The organism is Amycolatopsis arida (genome assembly GCF_900115565.1).
Lineage (GTDB): Bacteria > Actinomycetota > Actinomycetes > Mycobacteriales > Pseudonocardiaceae > Yuhushiella > Yuhushiella arida.
The window spans coordinates 529,571-546,462 of sequence record NZ_FOWW01000004.1; the positions used below are offsets into that span (position 1 = coordinate 529,571).

General features: G+C 72.4%; 15 protein-coding genes and 1 pseudogene. 8 read left to right on the top strand and 8 right to left on the bottom strand.

Annotated elements, in window-relative coordinates:
- Positions 1 to 327: a DUF1048 domain-containing protein gene (locus BM051_RS15570; RefSeq protein WP_092530840.1), complete on the top strand. Its 327-nt coding sequence runs from the start codon at positions 1 to 3 to the stop codon at positions 325 to 327.
- A 66-nt stretch (positions 328 to 393) separates the two neighbouring features.
- On the opposite strand, the gene BM051_RS15575 is transcribed toward BM051_RS15570, so the two are convergent.
- Positions 394 to 1,575 carry a glycoside hydrolase N-terminal domain-containing protein gene (locus BM051_RS15575; RefSeq protein ID WP_092530841.1) on the bottom strand — a complete coding sequence of 394 codons (1,182 nt, stop codon included), beginning with the start codon at positions 1,573 to 1,575 and terminating at the stop codon, positions 394 to 396.
- A 262-nt stretch (positions 1,576 to 1,837) separates the two neighbouring features.
- On the opposite strand from BM051_RS15575, the gene BM051_RS15580 reads away from it, so the two are divergent.
- Positions 1,838 to 2,518, top strand: a complete 681-nt coding sequence (locus BM051_RS15580) for a FadR/GntR family transcriptional regulator (protein ID WP_092530842.1) — start codon at positions 1,838 to 1,840, stop codon at positions 2,516 to 2,518.
- A gap of 3 nt (positions 2,519 to 2,521) precedes the next feature.
- On the opposite strand, the gene BM051_RS15585 is transcribed toward BM051_RS15580, so the two are convergent.
- Both BM051_RS15585 and BM051_RS15590 read right to left on the bottom strand, forming a co-directional pair.
- Positions 2,522 to 3,271: an SDR family NAD(P)-dependent oxidoreductase gene (locus tag BM051_RS15585; RefSeq protein ID WP_092530843.1), complete on the bottom strand. Its 750-nt coding sequence runs from the start codon at positions 3,269 to 3,271 to the stop codon at positions 2,522 to 2,524.
- Positions 3,271 to 4,128, bottom strand: coding sequence for a fumarylacetoacetate hydrolase family protein (locus BM051_RS15590; RefSeq protein ID WP_092530844.1), 858 nt, complete (start codon positions 4,126 to 4,128; stop codon positions 3,271 to 3,273). The genes BM051_RS15585 and BM051_RS15590 overlap by 1 nt, the downstream gene beginning before the upstream one ends.
- Positions 4,129 to 4,275: 147 nt before the next feature.
- On the opposite strand from BM051_RS15590, the gene BM051_RS15595 reads away from it, so the two are divergent.
- Genes BM051_RS15595 through BM051_RS15620 form a run of 6 tightly spaced genes read left to right on the top strand, consistent with a single transcriptional unit; the run spans position 4,276 to position 10,921 of the window.
- Positions 4,276 to 5,547 (top strand): enolase C-terminal domain-like protein, encoded by a 1,272-nt coding sequence (locus BM051_RS15595; RefSeq protein WP_092530845.1) that lies wholly within the window; start codon positions 4,276 to 4,278, stop codon positions 5,545 to 5,547.
- On the top strand, positions 5,540 to 6,505 hold the full coding sequence (locus BM051_RS15600; protein ID WP_092530846.1) for an aldo/keto reductase: 966 nt from the start codon (positions 5,540 to 5,542) through the stop codon (positions 6,503 to 6,505). Before BM051_RS15595 ends, BM051_RS15600 begins: the two co-directional genes overlap by 8 nt.
- Before the next feature lie 5 nt (positions 6,506 to 6,510).
- Positions 6,511 to 7,365 (top strand): amidohydrolase family protein, encoded by an 855-nt coding sequence (locus BM051_RS15605; RefSeq protein WP_092530847.1) that lies wholly within the window; start codon positions 6,511 to 6,513, stop codon positions 7,363 to 7,365.
- Positions 7,362 to 8,936 (top strand): sugar ABC transporter ATP-binding protein, encoded by a 1,575-nt coding sequence (locus tag BM051_RS15610; RefSeq protein WP_092530848.1) that lies wholly within the window; start codon positions 7,362 to 7,364, stop codon positions 8,934 to 8,936. Before BM051_RS15605 ends, BM051_RS15610 begins: the two co-directional genes overlap by 4 nt.
- Complete coding sequence (locus tag BM051_RS15615; protein WP_092530849.1) at positions 8,933 to 9,934, top strand: ABC transporter permease; 1,002 nt, start codon at positions 8,933 to 8,935, stop codon at positions 9,932 to 9,934. Before BM051_RS15610 ends, BM051_RS15615 begins: the two co-directional genes overlap by 4 nt.
- A gap of 27 nt (positions 9,935 to 9,961) precedes the next feature.
- Entirely contained in the window at positions 9,962 to 10,921 is a 960-nt protein-coding gene (locus BM051_RS15620) for an ABC transporter substrate-binding protein (protein ID WP_243859847.1), read from the top strand.
- Between the two features lie 22 nt (positions 10,922 to 10,943).
- Here the strand turns inward: BM051_RS15620 and BM051_RS15625 are convergent, their stop codons facing one another.
- From BM051_RS15625 to BM051_RS15645, 5 genes and pseudogenes are all read right to left on the bottom strand, one after another.
- Complete coding sequence (locus tag BM051_RS15625; RefSeq protein WP_092530851.1) at positions 10,944 to 12,605, bottom strand: fumarate hydratase; 1,662 nt, start codon at positions 12,603 to 12,605, stop codon at positions 10,944 to 10,946.
- Positions 12,606 to 12,977: 372 nt separating this feature from the next.
- Entirely contained in the window at positions 12,978 to 14,021 is a 1,044-nt protein-coding gene (locus tag BM051_RS15630; RefSeq protein ID WP_092530852.1) for a sigma-70 family RNA polymerase sigma factor, read from the bottom strand.
- A gap of 312 nt (positions 14,022 to 14,333) precedes the next feature.
- On the bottom strand, positions 14,334 to 14,759 hold the full coding sequence (gene dtd / locus BM051_RS15635) for a D-aminoacyl-tRNA deacylase (RefSeq protein ID WP_092530853.1): 426 nt from the start codon (positions 14,757 to 14,759) through the stop codon (positions 14,334 to 14,336).
- Entirely contained in the window at positions 14,756 to 16,264 is a 1,509-nt protein-coding gene (locus BM051_RS15640) for a DUF7782 domain-containing protein (RefSeq protein WP_092530854.1), read from the bottom strand. Before BM051_RS15640 ends, dtd begins: the two co-directional genes overlap by 4 nt.
- Positions 16,265 to 16,343: 79 nt before the next feature.
- Positions 16,344 to 16,892 (bottom strand): annotated as a pseudogene (locus BM051_RS15645) (type VII secretion protein EccC); the annotation flags it as partial.

The window sequence follows — 16,892 nt, forward strand, 5'->3', positions numbered from 1 at the left end:
GTGGGCATCCAAGACATCATCCAGGGCAAGAAGCAGTGGCGGGCGCACGTGGCGCGGGTCAAAGCGCTCCCACCGGACTACCAGATCGTCTACAAGGAGATTCAGCGGTACCTCTTCAAGGTCGGGCCGATCGACCTGTCCGAAGGGCACCTGCTCTCGGAGATCGTCGACTTCTTCGAGGAGGGCGCCGCGGCCGGCAAGGGAGTCCTCGAACTCATCGGCGACGACGTCGCTGCCTTCTGCGACGACCTGGTCAAGGACTCGCGCACCTACGCGGACATCCATCAGGAGTCCCTCGGCGGAGGACCCGGCGCGGTCGAGAAGTGACACCCGCGACCGGCCGGTGCTCTGGTTCGCTGAGAACCAACCGGTGACGGCGAAGGTGGCGAGGAGCTAGCCGGAGAGCACTCCCGTCATGCCGGTGGCCTGCCAGTCGTCGCCCTGGAGGGTGGCGGTGACGCGGTGTTGCCCCGAGGCGCTCGCGGCCGGGGTGACCTCGAAGGCGAACGTTCGCGACGTGCCGTTCCGGAGCGGCGAGAACCGGTGGGTGGCCGGTGTCGCGGTCCAGCCCTCGGGCAGGGACAGGCTCAGCTCAGCCGCCGGGACGGTGCGGCCGGTCGCGGCGACGGTCACCTCCACGGGGAACGCGTCACCCACCCGCTCCGGCGCGGACGGCTCCACCCGCACCAGCGACCACGCGACGTAGGTCCGCCCGCGCCGCGCGGGGATGGTGATCCGCGGGCCGTCCCGGCGCACGTCGACCCGGCGGCCAGCCGCGTCGCGCACCTCGAACAGACCGCCGAACATCCCGCTCGCCACCGTCACCGGGCCGTCCTGCCCGGTCCGCAGCACCACCCGCGTCGGCGTCCCCGCCGCCCAGTCGAGGTCCACGGTCACGTCGCCGCGCGCCCGCAGCCCGCGCACCGATCCCGACGCCCAGAACACCGGCAGCGCGGGCAGCAGGTCGACCACGCCCCGGTGGCTCTGCAGCAGCATCTCGGCTACCCCGGCGGTCGCGCCGATGTGGAGCCGGACGCGGTCGAAGAGCGCCCGGTGGTCGGCGACGTGCGCGGCCCGTAACGCGCCGAACCCTGTGGTGGCGGCGCGCTCGACACGGTCGGCCGCCGCGGCCAGCGGGTCGACGCCGGTGCGGTAGGCGGGGTACTCGGCGGCGTAGTCCGTGCCCGCCGACAGGATGATCGTCACCGTGTCGGCGCCGCTGACGGTCACCGAGCCGTCCGCGCCGTCGGTGCGCGTGCCGCCCCGGTGCAGCACTCGCAGCCGGGCGGCGTGCCGGAGATCGCGGCGGGTCGATCGGCCGTCAGCCGGACGACGACGACGCCGTCCGGGGGCGGACGCGACGTGCTCGCGGGTGTACCGCACGCCGCCCGCCGTGTACTCCACGGCCGCGAAGTGACAGCCGCCGGCGGAACCGGGACCGCCGGTGCACAGTGTCTTCTCGGCGAACTGCACCCGCTCCCGATCGAGGCCGCCGAAGACGCTGGCGCCGAGCGCACCGTTGTCGATGGGCAACGACCGCGTCTCCCAGTCGGTCGCCGGCTCGTCGTACCACAGGGTGAGTCCGTCGCCGCCCTACACCGGTTGCTCGAGGCGGGACACCGACCCCGCCCGGACCGACTTCGGGAATCGCAGGGGGCCGGCACACCGCCACCGAGCGCGCCGAGAAAAGGTCCGATGTATCCTCCCGATCATTACGCAGGAAGGACCAGCCATGCCGGAGAGATCGCGCTGTACACCGAGCCGCAGCCCGGCCGGGAGCTCGCCCACGACGCCGGGCGCCGCACCGTCCCCTCCGATGTCGTGAGGGGCTGACGCGATGTCGGTGACCGACGCCGCCATCGAGGCGATCAAGCAGATGATCGTGGATGGCGAGCTCAAGCCCGGCGACCGGCTCCCGCGCGAGCCGGACCTCGCCGAGCGGCTCGGGCTGTCCCGCAACTCGCTGCGCGAGGCGGTCCGCGCGCTGTCCCTGATCCACGTGCTCGACGTGCGCCAGGGCGATGGCACGTACGTCACCAGCCTCGAGCCGTCGCTGCTGATGGACGCGATGGGGTTCGTCGTCGACTTCCACCGCGACGACACGGTGCTGCAGTTCCTCGAGGCACGGCGGGTCATCGAGCCGGCCGCGACGGCGCTGGCGGCCGCGCGAATGTCCGACGACGACATCGCGGACCTCGTGACCCTGCTCGACTCGCTCGGCGACACCCCGACCGTCGACGAGCTCGTGGCGAACGACCTCGAGTTCCACCGCCGGATCGCGGTGGGCTCGGCGAACCCGGTGCTGTCGTCGCTGGTGGAGAGCGTGTCGGGACGCACGCAGCGGGCGCGGACCTGGCGCGGCATCACGCAGGAGGGCGTCGTCGAGCGCACCCTCGCCGAGCACCGCGCGATCCAGCAGGCGCTCGCCGCGCGGCAGCCCGACGTCGCGCGGGCCTGGGCCACCGTCCACATCGCCGGCGTCGAGCAGTGGATCCGGCAGACCCTGGTCGAGGGATAGCGGTCACCGGGGCCGCAGCCGCAGGTCCTGCATGCCGCCGTCGACGGCCAGGCCGACGCCGGAGGTCGACGTGGCCAGCGGGCTGGCGAGGTAGACCACGGCGTGCGCGACCTCCTCCGGCGACACGAGCCGCCCGTGCGGCTGGCGCGCCTGCAGTGCCGCACGCTCCGCGACGGGATCGTCGGCCTTCTCCAGCAACCGCCTGATCCACGGCGTGTCGGCCGTGCCCGGGTGGACGCAGTTGACCCGGATGCCCTCGCGCAGGTGGTCGGCCGCCATCGCGCGGGTCAGCGCCGCCACCGCGCCCTTCGACGCGCTGTAGAGCGCCCGCTGCGGCAGGCCCGCCGTCGCCGCGATCGACCCGACGTTCACGATCGCCGCCGCCCGCGACCGCCGCAGGTGCGGCAGCGCCGCCCGGCTGGTCCGAACCATGCCGAGCAGGTTCACCTCCAGCACCCGCGACCACTCGGCGTCGTCGTTGTCCTCGACCGTGCCCTGCGCGCCGATCCCCGCGTTGTTGACCAGGACGTCCAGCCCGCCGAGCCGGTCCACGACGGTCGCGACGGCCGCCCGCACCGACGCGTCGTCGGTGACGTCCGTGCCGATCCCGACGATTCCGTCCGCGCCGGGGACCTCCGTCAGGTCCAGCACCGCCACCCTGGCCCCGCGCTCGGCCAGCGCCCGCACCACCGCGGCGCCGATGCCGGACGCGCCCCCGGTCACCGCGGCCACCACCCCGTCGAACTCGGCCATCACCGCTCTCCCGCCTTGACGAACTCCTGCCGTTGCCGGCCGAGGCCGGCGATCTCCAGCTCCACGACGTCACCCGGCGCCAGGTACGGGAACCGTCCGGACAGCGCCACGCCCTGCGGCGTGCCGGTCATGATCACGTCGCCGGGTTCCAGCGCGAGGTACTGACTCAGGTGCCACACCAGGTGCTCGACGCCGAAGATCATGTCCGCGGTCGTCGAGTCCTGCCGGGGCTCGCCATTGACCCAGCTGCGCAGCCGCAGGTCCGCGTGGTCCACCTCGTCGGGCGTCACCAGCCACGGTCCGAGCGGGTTGAACCCCGGCGCGCACTTGCCCTTGCTCCACTGCCCGCCGGAGTCGACCAGCTGGTGCCGCCGCTCGGACACGTCGTTGCCCACGACGAAGCCGGCGATGTGCGCGAGCGCGTCCGCGGGCGAGCCCAACCGCAGGGTGCGGGCGCCGATCACCACACCGAGCTCGACCTCCCAGTCGGTCCGCTCGCTGCCTGGGGGGATCTCCACGGCGTCGTTCGGGCCGGCGACGGTGTTCGGCGTCTTCAGGAAGACGATCGGCGCTCGAGGCGGCGCCGAGCCGGACTCCGCGGCGTGCGCGGCGTAGTTCATCCCGACGCAGATCACCGCGCTCGGCCGGGCGATCGGTGCGCCGATCCGCAGCGAGCGCGCCCCGGGCAGCTCCGGCAGCTCGCCGACCGCCAGCGCCCGCCGGGCCGCCGCGATGCCGCCGGAGGCCAGGAACGCACCGTCCACATCGGCCGTCAGTCCACTCAGGTCATAGGTCGTGCCGCCGTCGACGACGGCGGGCCGCTCGCCGCCGTCGGGGCCCAGCCGGGCGAGCTTCACTGTCCACTCCTCACGCCAGTGATCGGGTGTCTGTCCGACGACCCCTCGAGATGCTAGGCCACCGTCCCGGTTGTGGCGACCCTTGACGGCCGATACATCCGATGTATAAGGTTCGCCGTGACACAGACCACACAAGGGGGTGCGTGCGTGGCCCGGTTCGCCGCCCTGCAGACGCACGACGTGCGGTTCCCCACCTCGCTGGCGCTGGACGGGTCCGACGCCATGCACCCCGACCCCGACTACTCGGCCGCCTATCTCCGCCTGCTCACCGACGCGGGCGACGCCGGCCACGGGTTCGTCTTCACCATCGGCCGGGGCAACGACGTGCAGGTCGCCGCGCTGCGCGCGCTCGAGGGCCACCTCGTCGGGCGCGACGTCGACGCCACACTCGCCGATCTCGGCGGCGTGTGGCGCGAGCTCGTGCACGACTCGCAGCTGCGCTGGCTCGGGCCCGAGAAGGGCGTCATGCACATGGCGATCGGCGCGGTCGTCACGGCGCTGTGGGACCTGCGGGCCAAGCGCGAGGGCAAGCCGCTGTGGCAGCTGCTCGCCTCGCTCACCCCCGAGGAGATCGTCGACCTCGTCGACTTCCGCTACCTCACCGACGCGCTCACCCGTGCCGAGGCTCTCGACATCCTCCGCGCCGCCGAGGCCGGCCGCGCCGAGCGCGAGGCGAGGCTGCTCGCCGAGGGCTACCCCGCCTACACCACCACCCCGGGCTGGCTCGGCTACGACGACGACAAGCTCGCCCGCCTCTGCCGGCAGGCGGTCGACGAGGGCTTCCCGCAGATCAAGCTCAAGGTGGGCGCGGACGTGGCCGACGACGTCCGCCGGCTGCGCATCGCCCGCGCGGTCTGCGGGCCGAACGTCCGCATCGCCGTCGACGCCAACCAGCGCTGGGACGTCGGCGAGGCCATCCGCTGGATCAAGGCGCTGCGCCCGTTCGACCTCGCCTGGATCGAGGAGCCGACCAGCCCCGACGACGTCCTGGGGCACGCCGCCATCGCCAGTGCCGTCGCGCCGATCCCGGTCGCCACCGGAGAGCACGTGGCCAACCGCGTGATGGTCAAGCAGTTCCTGCAGGCCGGGGCGCTGTCGGTGCTGCAACTGGACGCCACCCGGGTGGCCGGCGTCAACGAGAACGTCGCGATCCTGCTGCTGGCGGCCAAGTTCGGGGTGCCCGTCTGCCCGCACGCGGGCGGCGTCGGCCTGTGCGAGGCCGTGCAGCACCTGGCGATGTTCGACTACGTCGCCGTGTCGGGCAGCACCGAGGGCAGGGCCATCGAGTTCGTCGACCACCTGCACGAGCACTTCATCACTCCGGTCGACGTCCACGGCGGGCGGTACCACCCGCCCAAGGCGCCCGGCGCGGGCACCGAGCTGCACCGCTCGTCCATTGTGGAGTACGAGTATGGCTGAGTCGCCCCTGCCGCCACGCACCCGCTTCGCCCTCGGGACGGCCAGTCTCGGCAACCTCTACGCGCCGATGAGTGACCAGCGGGCCCGCGCGGTGCTGGAGACGGCGTGGGAGTGCGGCGCCCGCTACTTCGACACCGCGCCGCACTACGGCCTCGGCCTCGCCGAGCGCCGCCTCGGCGCCTTCCTCGCCACGAAGCCGCGCGCCGAGTTCGTGGTCTCCACCAAGGTCGGCCGCCTCCTGGTGCCCGACCCTGGCGGCGCGCACCGGCTCGACGTCGAGCACGGGTTCCACGTGCCCGCCGACCACCGGCGGGTCTGGGACTTCTCGACCGCCGGCGTCCGGCGCGGCCTGGACGAGTCCCTCTCCCGGCTCGGGCTCGACTCCGTCGACATCGTCTACCTGCACGACCCCGACGAGCACGACCTCGGGCCCGCGCTCGCCGAGGGACTGCCGGCCGTGGCGGCGCTGCGTGCGGAGGGCCTCGCCGCGGCGGTCGGGCTCGGCTCGAAGTCCACCGCGGCCCTCGCCGCCGGAGCCCGGTCCGGGACGCTCGACCTGCTCATGGTCGCCGGCCGGTTCACCCTGCTCGAACAGCCCGCGCTCGACGACGTGCTGCCCGCCTGCCACGCCCACGACGTCGGTGTCGTCGCCGCCGGCGTGTTCAACTCGGGGCTGCTCGCCGAGCCGGAGCCGTCCGAGCGCGCGCACTACGAGTACGGCGCCCCGCCACCCGAGGTGCTGACCAGGGCCAGGGAGATCGCCGCCGTGTGCGCCGAGTTCGGTGTCGACCTCCCCACGGCGGCGCTGCACTACCCGCTGCGGGAACCGCTGGTGCGCACGGTCGTCGTCGGTGCCGCCACTCCCGGCGAGGTCCGGCAGGACCACCGGCGGCTGTGCGCCACGGTGCCCGGCGAGCTGTGGACGACCCTGCGCGGCAAGGGGTTGGTCCGGTGGTGAGATCGGTGACATCCAGGACTTCGGAGATCGTCGTCGACACGCACCTGCACCTGTGGGACCTCGCGGTGAGCGAGTACGCGTGGCTGCCCGAGGGCAGCCCGCTGCACGCGACGTTCACCGCCGAGCGGGCACGGTCCGAACTGGACGCCGCCGGCGTCGCCACGGCGATCCTGGTGCAGGCCGAGGATTCCGAGACCGACACCGAGTTCCTGCTCGCCCAGGCCGCCGAGCACGAATGGGTCGCGGGTGTCGTCGGCTGGGTCCGGCTCGACGACCCGGCCACCGCCGAGCGGCAGCTCGATCGCTGGTGGGAGCACCCGGCGTTCCGCGGGGTGCGCCACCTCGTGCACGACGACCCGCGCGACGACTTCCTCGAGCTGCCGGCCGTGCGCCGCTCCCTCGGCCTGCTCGCCGAGCGCGGCGTTCCGTTCGACGTGCCCGACGCGTGGCCCCGCCACCTCGCCCGCGTCGCCGACCTCGCCGCGGCACTGCCGGAGCTGACGATCGTGGTCGACCATCTCGGCAAGCCGCCCCGCGCGCGGGAGGAGTTCGCGGCCTGGCGCGCGACGCTGCGCGAGGTGGCGGCGCGGCCCAACACGGTCGCGAAGGTGTCCGGGCTCCAGCGGCCCGGCGAGCCGCTCACCGTCGAGGCGGCGCGGCCGGCGGTGGTGGCGGCGGTCGAGCTGTTCGGGCCCGCGCGGCTGATGTACGGCGGCGACTGGCCGATGACCGTCCCCTGTGGAGGGTACGGCTCCGCGTGGGAGGTGCTGTCGACGCTCATCGGCGAGCTGCCCGAGGGCGAGCGAGCCCGGGTGCTGGCCGGGACGGCCGCCGAGATCTACGGGGTGGCGACGCCATGACCGGCCTCGTCACGACGATCCAGCCGCTGCTCGAGGTCGAGGGCGTGGCCAAGAGCTTCCCCGGGGTGCGGGCGCTGCGCGACATGCGGCTGGAGCTGCGCTCCGGCGAGGTGCTCGCGCTGGTCGGCGAGAACGGCGCCGGCAAGTCGACGCTGATGAAGCTGCTGTCCGGGATCTCCACCGCCGACGCCGGCACGTTCACCCTCGACGGGGCGCCGTACCGGCCGGCCGGCCCGCGGCACGCGCTCGAGCTCGGCATCAGCATCATCCACCAGGAGTTCAACCTGGTGCCGCACCTGACGGTCGCGCAGAACATCCTCATCGGCAGGGAACCGCGGCGCGGCCGGCTGCTGCTGGACGAGCGCGCGCTCAACGCCGCCGCGGCCGAGCTGCTGGACCGGCTGCGCCTTCCGCTCGACCCGCGCGCCGTCGTCGGCGACCTCACCGTCGCCAACCAGCAGATGGTGGAGATCGCCAAGGCGCTGTCCCACGACCCGCGGGTGCTCATCATGGACGAGCCCACGGCCGCGCTCAACGACGCCGAGGTGGCGACGCTGCACGAGCTGATTCGCCGGTTCGTCCGGCCGGGCACCGGGGTCATCTACATCTCCCACCGGATGGAGGAGATCACTCGGATCGCCGACCGCGTCACGGTGATCCGCGACGGCGAGTACGTCGACACGCTCGACGTGGCGTCGGCGGCGACCTCCGACATCATCGCGCTGATGGTCGGCCGCGCGATCGACACCGCGGCGCGGCCGGAGAACGTCCGCCCCGACCGTGACGTCGTGCTCACGGTCGAGGGCCTCCGGACCCGGGACCTGCTCACCGACGTGTCGTTCGACCTGCGGCACGGCGAGATCCTCGGCTTCGCCGGCCTGATGGGCGCCGGCCGCACGGAGGTCGCGCGGGCGCTGGTCGGGGCGGACCCGATCACCGCCGGCACGATCACCGTGCACGGAAGGCCGGCGCGCATCGCGAACCCCGCCGAGGCGGCGCGGTTGGGCATCGGCTACCTGTCCGAGGACCGCAAGCGGTTCGGGCTGCTGCTCGACCAGGACGTCGCGAGCAACATCGCGCTGTCCGCGCTGCGCGACCGGTTCACCCAAGCCGGTTTCGTCCGCGACCGCGCGCTGCGGGCGGCGGCGCGGGCCACCGCCGACACGCTCCGCGTCAAGACACCCTCGCTGAGCCAGGTCACTCGGCACCTCTCCGGTGGCAACCAGCAGAAGGTCGTCATCGCGAGGTGGTTGGTGAAGGACTGCGACGTCCTCGTGTTCGACGAGCCCACCCGCGGCATCGACGTCGGCGCGAAGGAGGAGATCTACCAGCTGCTCAACGAACTGGCCGCGCAGGGCAAGTCGATCATCATGATCTCCTCGGAGCTGCCGGAGATCCTGCGCATGTCGCACCGCGTCGTGGTGATGAGCGAGGGCAGGGTGACGGGCGTGTTCGACGCCGCCGAGGCCACCCAGGAGACGATCATGCACTACGCGACGCTGCGGCCGGACGGGACAGCGGCCGACGCCGGGGAGCTCGGCCGGGAGTACGGGAAGGCGGGGCGGGAATGACGACGGTCAAGGCTCCCGAGGGGCATCGCCAGCACACCGGCGGCGTGGTGGCCGCGGTCCGCGGCAGCCTCCAGCAGCTGCTCGCGTTCGGCAGCCTCATCGTGATCTGCGCGTTCTTCTCCATCGCCAGCCCGTTCTTCTTCTCCTACGGCAACTTCATGGCGATCCTGTTCTCCACCGTGGTGATCGGGACGCTCGCCATCGGCACGACGTTCGTCATCATCTCCGGCGGGATCGATCTGTCGATCGGCACGGGGATGGCCCTGTCCGCGGTGATGTCCGGTGTGTTCCTGGTGCGCCTGGGCCTGCCGCTGGCGCTCGGCGTGCCACTGGCGATCCTGTTCGGCGGGCTCATGGGGCTGGTGAACGGCGTCAACGTGGCCGTGCTGCGCATCCCGCCGTTCATCGCGACGCTGGCGATGATGCTCGTCGCCGGAGGGCTCGCGCTCGTGCTGTCGGACAGCACGGCGATCTACTTCACCGACGTGCCCGGCTACACCGACCTCTCGACCGGCACCCTCGTCCCCGGGCTGACCATCCCCAACGGTGTGCTGATCCTGCTGGCGATCGCGGTCGTCGCCGCGGTGCTGCTGCGCCGCAGCGTGCTCGGCCGCTACACGTACTCGATCGGCAGCAACGAGGAGGCCACCGCGCTGTCCGGGATCGACGTCCGCCGGTGGAAGATCGCGATCTATACCTTCGCCGGGCTGTTCACCGGCCTCGCCGGCGTGCTGATCTCGGCACGGCTCGGGTCGGCGCAACCGGCCACGGGGATGGGCTACGAGCTGCAGGCGATCGCGGCCGTCGTCATCGGCGGGACGTCGCTGTCCGGCGGCAAGGGCTCCATCGTCGGCACCCTGATCGGCGCGCTGATCATCTCGGTGCTGAACAACGGGCTGCAGATCATGTCGATCCCCCAGGAATGGCAGAACGTCATCCTCGGGGGCGTGATCCTCGTGGCCGTCTACGCCGACCGCATCAGGAAACCAGAGACCTAGTCTTCCCGCACGGCAAAGGAGATCCCGGTGACCAGAACGAGGAGGATCGGTGCGGCGCTCGCGGCTGCCGTCATGGCGGTGACGGCAGCCGCGTGTGGCCAGGGCGGTGGCGGCGGGGAGGGCCCGCTCATCGCGATCGTGTCGAAGGGATTCCAGCACCAGTTCTGGCAGGCCGTGAAGCAGGGCGCCGAGCAGGAGGCCGCCGCGAAGGGCGCGCGGATCACGTTCGTCGGCCCGGCGACCGAGGCGGACGTGGAGGAGCAGGTCGACCTGCTCACCAACGAGCTCGCCAAGTCGCCGCAGGCGCTGGGGTTCGCCGCGCTCGACTCGCGCGCCGCGGAGCCACTGCTGCGCCAGTCAGAGGCGCAGGGCATCCCGGTGATCGCGTTCGACTCCGGTGTGGACAGTGACGTCCCGGAGACCACGGTGGCCACGGACAACAGGGCGGCCGCGGCCGAGGCGGCGAAGCACCTGGCCGAGCTGGTCGGCGGCGAGGGCACGGTGGCCCTGGTGGTGCACGACCAGACCAGCCTGTCCGGCAAGGATCGCCGCGACGGCTTCCTGGAGTGGATGCGGGACAACGCGCCGGGCATCACCGTGCTGCCGGCCCAGTACGGCGGCGGTGACCAGTTGAAGTCGGCCAACATCACCAAGTCGATCATCCAGGCCAACCCGGACATCGACGGCATCTACGCGGCGAACGAGGGTTCCGCGATCGGCGTCATCAAGGGTGTGCAGGAGAGCGGCGCCGAGGACGTCACGATCGTCGGCTTCGACTCGGGCAAGGCACAGATCGACGCGATCACCAACGGCGTGATGGCCGGCGCGGTCACCCAGGACCCGGTGGACATGGGCCGGCAGCTCGTCGCCGCCGCGCTGAAGGCGATCAACGGCGAGAGCCTGCCGCCGCGCATCGACACGGCGTTCTACTGGTACGACAAGGACAACATCGACGACCCGAGGATCCAGGCCGCGCTCTACCAGTAGCGTGGGCGCCGCGCGGGCGCGGTCAGCGGTTGAAGGAGATCTGCAGGACCGGCTCGGCCGTCTCGGCGAAGAAGTCGTTGCCCTTGTCGTCGATGACGACGAACGCGGGGAAGTCCTCCACCTCGATCCGCCAGACGGCCTCCATGCCCAGCTCGGGGTACTCCAGCACCTCGACCTTGCGGATGCAGTCCTTCGCCAGCCGCGCCGCCGGGCCGCCGATCGACCCCAGGTAGAACCCGCCGTGCCGGCGGCACGACTCGGTGACCTTGCGCGACCGGTTGCCCTTCGCCAGCATCACCAGCGACCCGCCGGCCGCCTGGAACTGCTCGACGTAGGAGTCCATCCGCCCGGCCGTGGTCGGGCCGAACGACCCCGACGCGTAGCCCTCCGGCGTCTTCGCCGGCCCGGCGTAGTACACCGGGTGGTCCCTGAGGTACGCCGGCATCTCCTCGCCCGCGTCCAACCGCTCGGCGATCTTGGCGTGCGCGATGTCCCGCGCCACCACGAGCGGCCCGGTCAGCGCCAGCCGCGTCCTCACCGGCAGCGCCGACAGCTGCGCCCGGATCTCGGCCATCGGCCGGTTCAGGTCCACCCGGACGACCTCCTCGGACAGCTCGTCCTCGGTGACCTCCGGCAGGAACCGCGCCGGGTCGCGCTCGAGCTGCTCCAGGAACACGCCCTCGGCGGTGATCCGCGCCTTCGCCTGCCGGTCGGCCGAGCAGGACACCGCGATCCCCACCGGGCAGGACGCGCCGTGCCGGGGCAGCCGGATCACCCGCACGTCGTGGCAGAAGTACTTGCCGCCGAACTGCGCGCCGATGCCGAACTCCCTGGTCATCGCCAGCACCTGCTGCTCGAGGTCGACGTCGCGGAAACCGTGTCCCAGTGGCGACCCGGTGCGCGGCAACTCGTCCAGGTATCGCGCCGACGCCAGCTTGGCGACCTTGAGGTTGTACTCGGCCGACATGCCGCCCACCACGATCGCCAGGTGGTACGGCGGGCACGCCGCCGTGCCCAGGGACCGCAGCTTCTCGTCCAGGAACCGGGCCAGCCGCCTGGGGTGCAGCACGGCCTTCGTCTCCTGGTACAGGAACGTCTTGTTCGCGCTGCCGCCACCCTTGGCCAGGAACAGGAAGTCGTAGCGCGGCTCGCCCGCGCCGGAGTGGTACAGCTCGATCTGCGCCGGCAGGTTGGTCCCGGTGTTGCGCTCCTCCCAGAACGTCAGCGGCGCCAGCTGCGAGTAGCGCAGGTTGAGGTCCCGGTACGCCTCGTGGATCCCGCGGGACAGCGACTCCTCGTCGGCACCGCCGGTGAGCACGCCCTCCGACCGCTTGCCGATCACGATCGCGGTCCCGGTGTCCTGGCACATCGGCAGCACCCCGCCGGCGGAGATGGCGGCGTTGCGCAACAGGTCCATCGCGACGAAGCGGTCGTTGCCGCTGGCCTCCGGGTCGTCCACGATCGCGCGCAGCTGCGCCAGGTGCGAGGGGCGCAGCAGGTGCTGGATGTCGGTGATCGCGGTGCGGGCCAGCAGGGTCAGCGCGGCCGGCTCCACCTCGAGGAACCGGCGACCCGCGGCCTCGACCATTCGGACACCGTCCGGGGACACGAGCCGGTACTCGGTGTCGTCCTTGCCCAGCGGCAGGACGTCGATGTGCTGGAACGGGGTGGTGGGTGCGGTCACAGCGCGGGCTCCCTTGCACACGGTCCGAGAACGGCGCAGACGCTACCGTGCCGCCCCCGGCCCCGCGCCGGGGTCGCCCCCCGACGTGACCTGCTCCACACGACCTGACCACGAACCCGTCCAGGTCATGCCATGAAGGTGGCCTTCTTGGCAGTCAACGATCAGCGGGGTTCGAGGGAAATGTGGGCCCCATAGTCGGAAGGCCGGGCCCACCCCGACGGACCCGACCTTCCGGGGAAGGCGGCGGGACGAGCCCACCGCGAAGATCCGTGCCGTGAGGGAGCACCTCACCGGCGCGTCGTTCCAACGTCTCCCGGCCGGCCACGGAAGTCAACGCAGCCGTTCGGGTGTATCTCGGTTACCCGAGGTGGGTCAGCTCGCGTAGGCCCGCAGGCGGTCGGCCCGCTCGCCCTGCCGCAGCTTCGCCATGACCTCGCGCTCGATCTGCCGCACCCGCTCCCGGGACAGCCCGAAGTGCTTGCCGATCTGGTCCAGCGTGCGCGGCTGGCCGTCGTCGAGGCCGTAGCGCAACCGGATCACGTGCTGCTCCCGCTCGTCGAGGGTGGCCAGCACGCGGCGCAGGTCCTCCTGCAGCAGGTTGGAGATGACCGCGTTCTCGGCGTCGGTGGCCTCGGAGTCCTCGATGAAGTCGCCCAGCGGGGCGTCCTCCTCGTTGCCGACCGGCATGTCCAGGCTCACCGGGTCGCGGGCGTGGTCGAGCAGGTTGGCGACCTTGTTCTCGGCGATGCCGGACTCGGCGGCCAGCTCCTCGTGGGTGGCCTCCCGGCCGAGCTGCTGGTGCAGGTCGCGCTTGATCCTGGCCAGCTTGTTCACCTGCTCCACCAGGTGCACCGGAAGCCGGATGGTCCGCCCCTGGTCGGCCATTCCCCGGGTGATGGCCTGGCGAATCCACCAGGTGGCGTAGGTGGAGAACTTGAAGCCCTTGGTGTAGTCGAACTTCTCCACCGCGCGGATCAGGCCCAGGTTGCCCTCCTGGATCAGGTCCAGCAGCGGCATCCCCCGACCGGTGTAGCGCTTGGCCAGCGACACCACCAGCCGCAGGTTGGCCTCCAGCAGGTGGTTCTTGGCCGCCTGCCCGTCCCTGACCAGCGCGGCCAACTCGCGGCGCCGGGTGGGGGAGAGGCTCTCGTCGGTGTCCAGCACGTGCTGGGCGAACACCCCGGCCTCGATCCGCTTGGCGAGCTCGACCTCGTCCTCGGCGGTCAGCAGTGCCGTTTTGCCGATACCATTGAGGTAGACACGGACCAGGTCGGCAGCGGGGCCCTGAGCGTCGAGATCCGGCTCGGCGGGCTCCGTGGGCAGGCTCCCCACCGGGAGGTCGGCCTCGAAGGACGCCGAGGGAAGCTCACGCTCGCGGATCCCACGAGCCTCGCGCTCGAGCGTTTGGACGGACATTCTGCCTCCCCTGTCACGGGCTGACGTGTTCACCTGCGCCACGCCAGCGCTGTGTGTCGCGTCACCAGCCTGTGGAAACTGCGCGCGATCCCAGCTGCTTGCCTGGACATCCGGGTCAACGCCCCGCGGGGCGAATTCGTTCCCGGGTTCCCACCCCAGAAGACGACCCGCGACCGGGACACGTTGCTCCAGCAATCCTGAGGTTTTCCTGAGAACTGGGCGCCAGGCGCGAATCCGCCGTTCGAGTGTGGTCTAGACCGCATCGGCGCGAGATCGGTGCGAGCGGGTCGCCGCCGCTCGACCACCCGCCGGCTACACCTCGACGAGCACGGTGAACGGTCCGTCGTTGACGCTGCGCACCGCCATCATCGCGCCGAACCGCCCGGTCGCCACCCTGGCGCCGCGCTCGCGCAGCGCCGCCACCACCGCCTCGACCAGCCGTTCGGCGTGCTCCGGGCGGGCCGCCGCGGTCCAGGATGGACGGCGGCCCTTGCGCGTGTCGCCGTAGAGCGTGAACTGGCTCACCACCAGCAGCGGCGACCCGGTGGTGGCGCACGACTGCTCGTCCCGCAGCACCCGAAGCTCGTGCAGCTTGCGGGCCATGCCGTCGGCCTTGTCGGCGGTGTCGTCCTTCGCGATGCCCAGCAGCACCAGCAGTCCCGGCTCGTCGAGCGCGCCGACGACCTCCCCGTCGACGGTGACCGACGCCTCGGTGACTCGCGCCACCACGGCCCTCATCGCGTCCACTCCGCCGGTAGCAGCATGCCGTGCCGGACCAGCTCGCGGACCACTGGCAGCGCCGCCTCGACCAGCGCGTCCCGCGGGGTGCCGTGCGCGGCGGCGAGCAGGTCCAGCAGGTCAGCCAGCGGCAGCGCGCCGCGGCAGCCGGCGAGCAGCGCGGTGGCTGGCTCGTCCAGCTCGTGCCGCCAGCCGGGGCCGTCGGTGCGGTGCAGCCGGCGGACCGTGGTGGCCCAGCCCTCGTCGCCCGGCTCGGCGATCCGCTCCAGCACCACCGTGTCCGGCACCACGAACCGCGTGGCCAGCAGGTCGGTGCCGGGCGCGCGCAGCCAGTCCACCCGGTCCAGCCAGCGCGCCGCCTCCACGCCGAGCGGGTCGTCGTAGGCGTGCCGGAGGTCCTCGCAGACCACCGTCGGCGGCTCGGTGGTGCGGCGCAGCGTGACGAAGCCGAAGCCCACGCCCTCGACGTCGTGCTCGGCGAACCAGTCCAGCCAGGCCGCCGACTTCGCTCGCCCCTCCGGGGAGCGCGGGTCGATGCCGGCGTCGCGCAGCCAGGTGCCCACGTACAGTGCCGGGTCGGCCACGTCCCGTTGCACGAACCACGCGTCGGTGCCCGCCGGAAGCCAGCGGGTCACCCGGTCGGCCCAGTCCTCGCCGACTCGGTGCAGCCAGGACGCCAGCAGGTGCCCGACACCGCCGTCGGTGAGGAACGCCGGCAGCTGGCGCACGACGAGCGCGCTCGCGTCGTCGCCCGCCAGCCCGGAGTCGCGGTAGACGTAGTCCACCCGTGGCGGCCCGACGACGAACGGCGGGTTGCACACGATCTGGTCGAACCGTCGCCGGGCCACCGGGTCGAACCACTCGCCGCGCAGCAGCTCGACGTCCAACTCGTTGAGCCGGAACGTGCCCGCGGCCAGTGCCAGCGCGCGGGGGGAGACGTCCGTGGCGGTGATCCGCCGGGCGTGCCGGCTGGCGTGCAGGGCCTGCACGCCGTTGCCGGTGCCGAGGTCGAGCAGGGTGCCCGCCGGGCGCCGGCTGGTGGCCCGGACGAGGCTCAGCGAGGCGTGCCCGACGCCGAGCACGTGGTCGGACGGCACCGCCCCGCCCCGCTGGTCGGCGTCGAGGTCGGCGAGCACCCACCACGAGCCGGCGTCGTCACCGTGCGGCCGCAGGTCCAGCGCGGCGCGCACGTCGTCGCCGGACACGTCGAGCAGGCCGGCGGCGACCGCGCCGGCCAGGTCCAGCGGGGCCAACGCCGCGGCCACGGCGGCCGCCGGCTCGGTGCCGCCGAGCAGGAACAGCCGGATGAGCGTGCCCAGCTCGCCGGCGTCCCGGGTGGCCCGCTCCGCCGGCTCCGGCTCGCCGCGGCCCAGCGCCGCGTGCGCGGCCCCGCCGAGCACGCCGACGACGCCGTCGGCGTCGTAGCCGGTCCGCAGCAGGGCCGCCCGCAGCCGGGCGCACACCTCGGCCGGCAGGTCCGGAAGACCGTCACTCGCTGTGTTCATCCCGCTCATCCTGGCATGGCTCAGGGTCGGCGCCATGGGTGGAGGACAGGTTCCGTTGACGAGAGTGTTGTCGAGAGCGCTACTCCGGCGGGATCCAGGACACCTGCACGAGCTGCGTGCCCGCTCTCCGGCTGACGTGCGTGCCGCGGCCCGGTCGCATCGGCCGGGGCCGGACGTCGCCCAGCAGTACGCCCTCATCCCGGGGACCGCTCAGCACGATGCCGGGTGCGCCCAGCTCCCGCAGCGTGCCGAGGATCGGGTCGTACAGCGCGCGGGACGCGCCGCCGGTGCGCCGGGCGACGATCATGTGCAGCCCGACGTCCTTGGCCTGGGCCAGGAACTCCGACAGCGGCTTGAGCGGGTTGCTGGTCTGGGTGACCACCAGGTCGTAGTCGTCGACGATGAGGAACAGCTCGGGGCCGGTCCACCAGGACCGGTTCTTCAGCTGCTGTGGGGTGACGTCCGGGCCGGGCAGCCGCTTGGTCATCGACCCGGCGACGTCCTTCATCATCTCGGTGAGCTGCGGCGCGGAGACCGCGTAGCCGAGCAGCTGGTCGCCCTCGACGTAGCCGAGCATCGTCCGCCGGAAGTCGACGAGGATGATCACGGCCTCCTGCTTGCTGTAGCG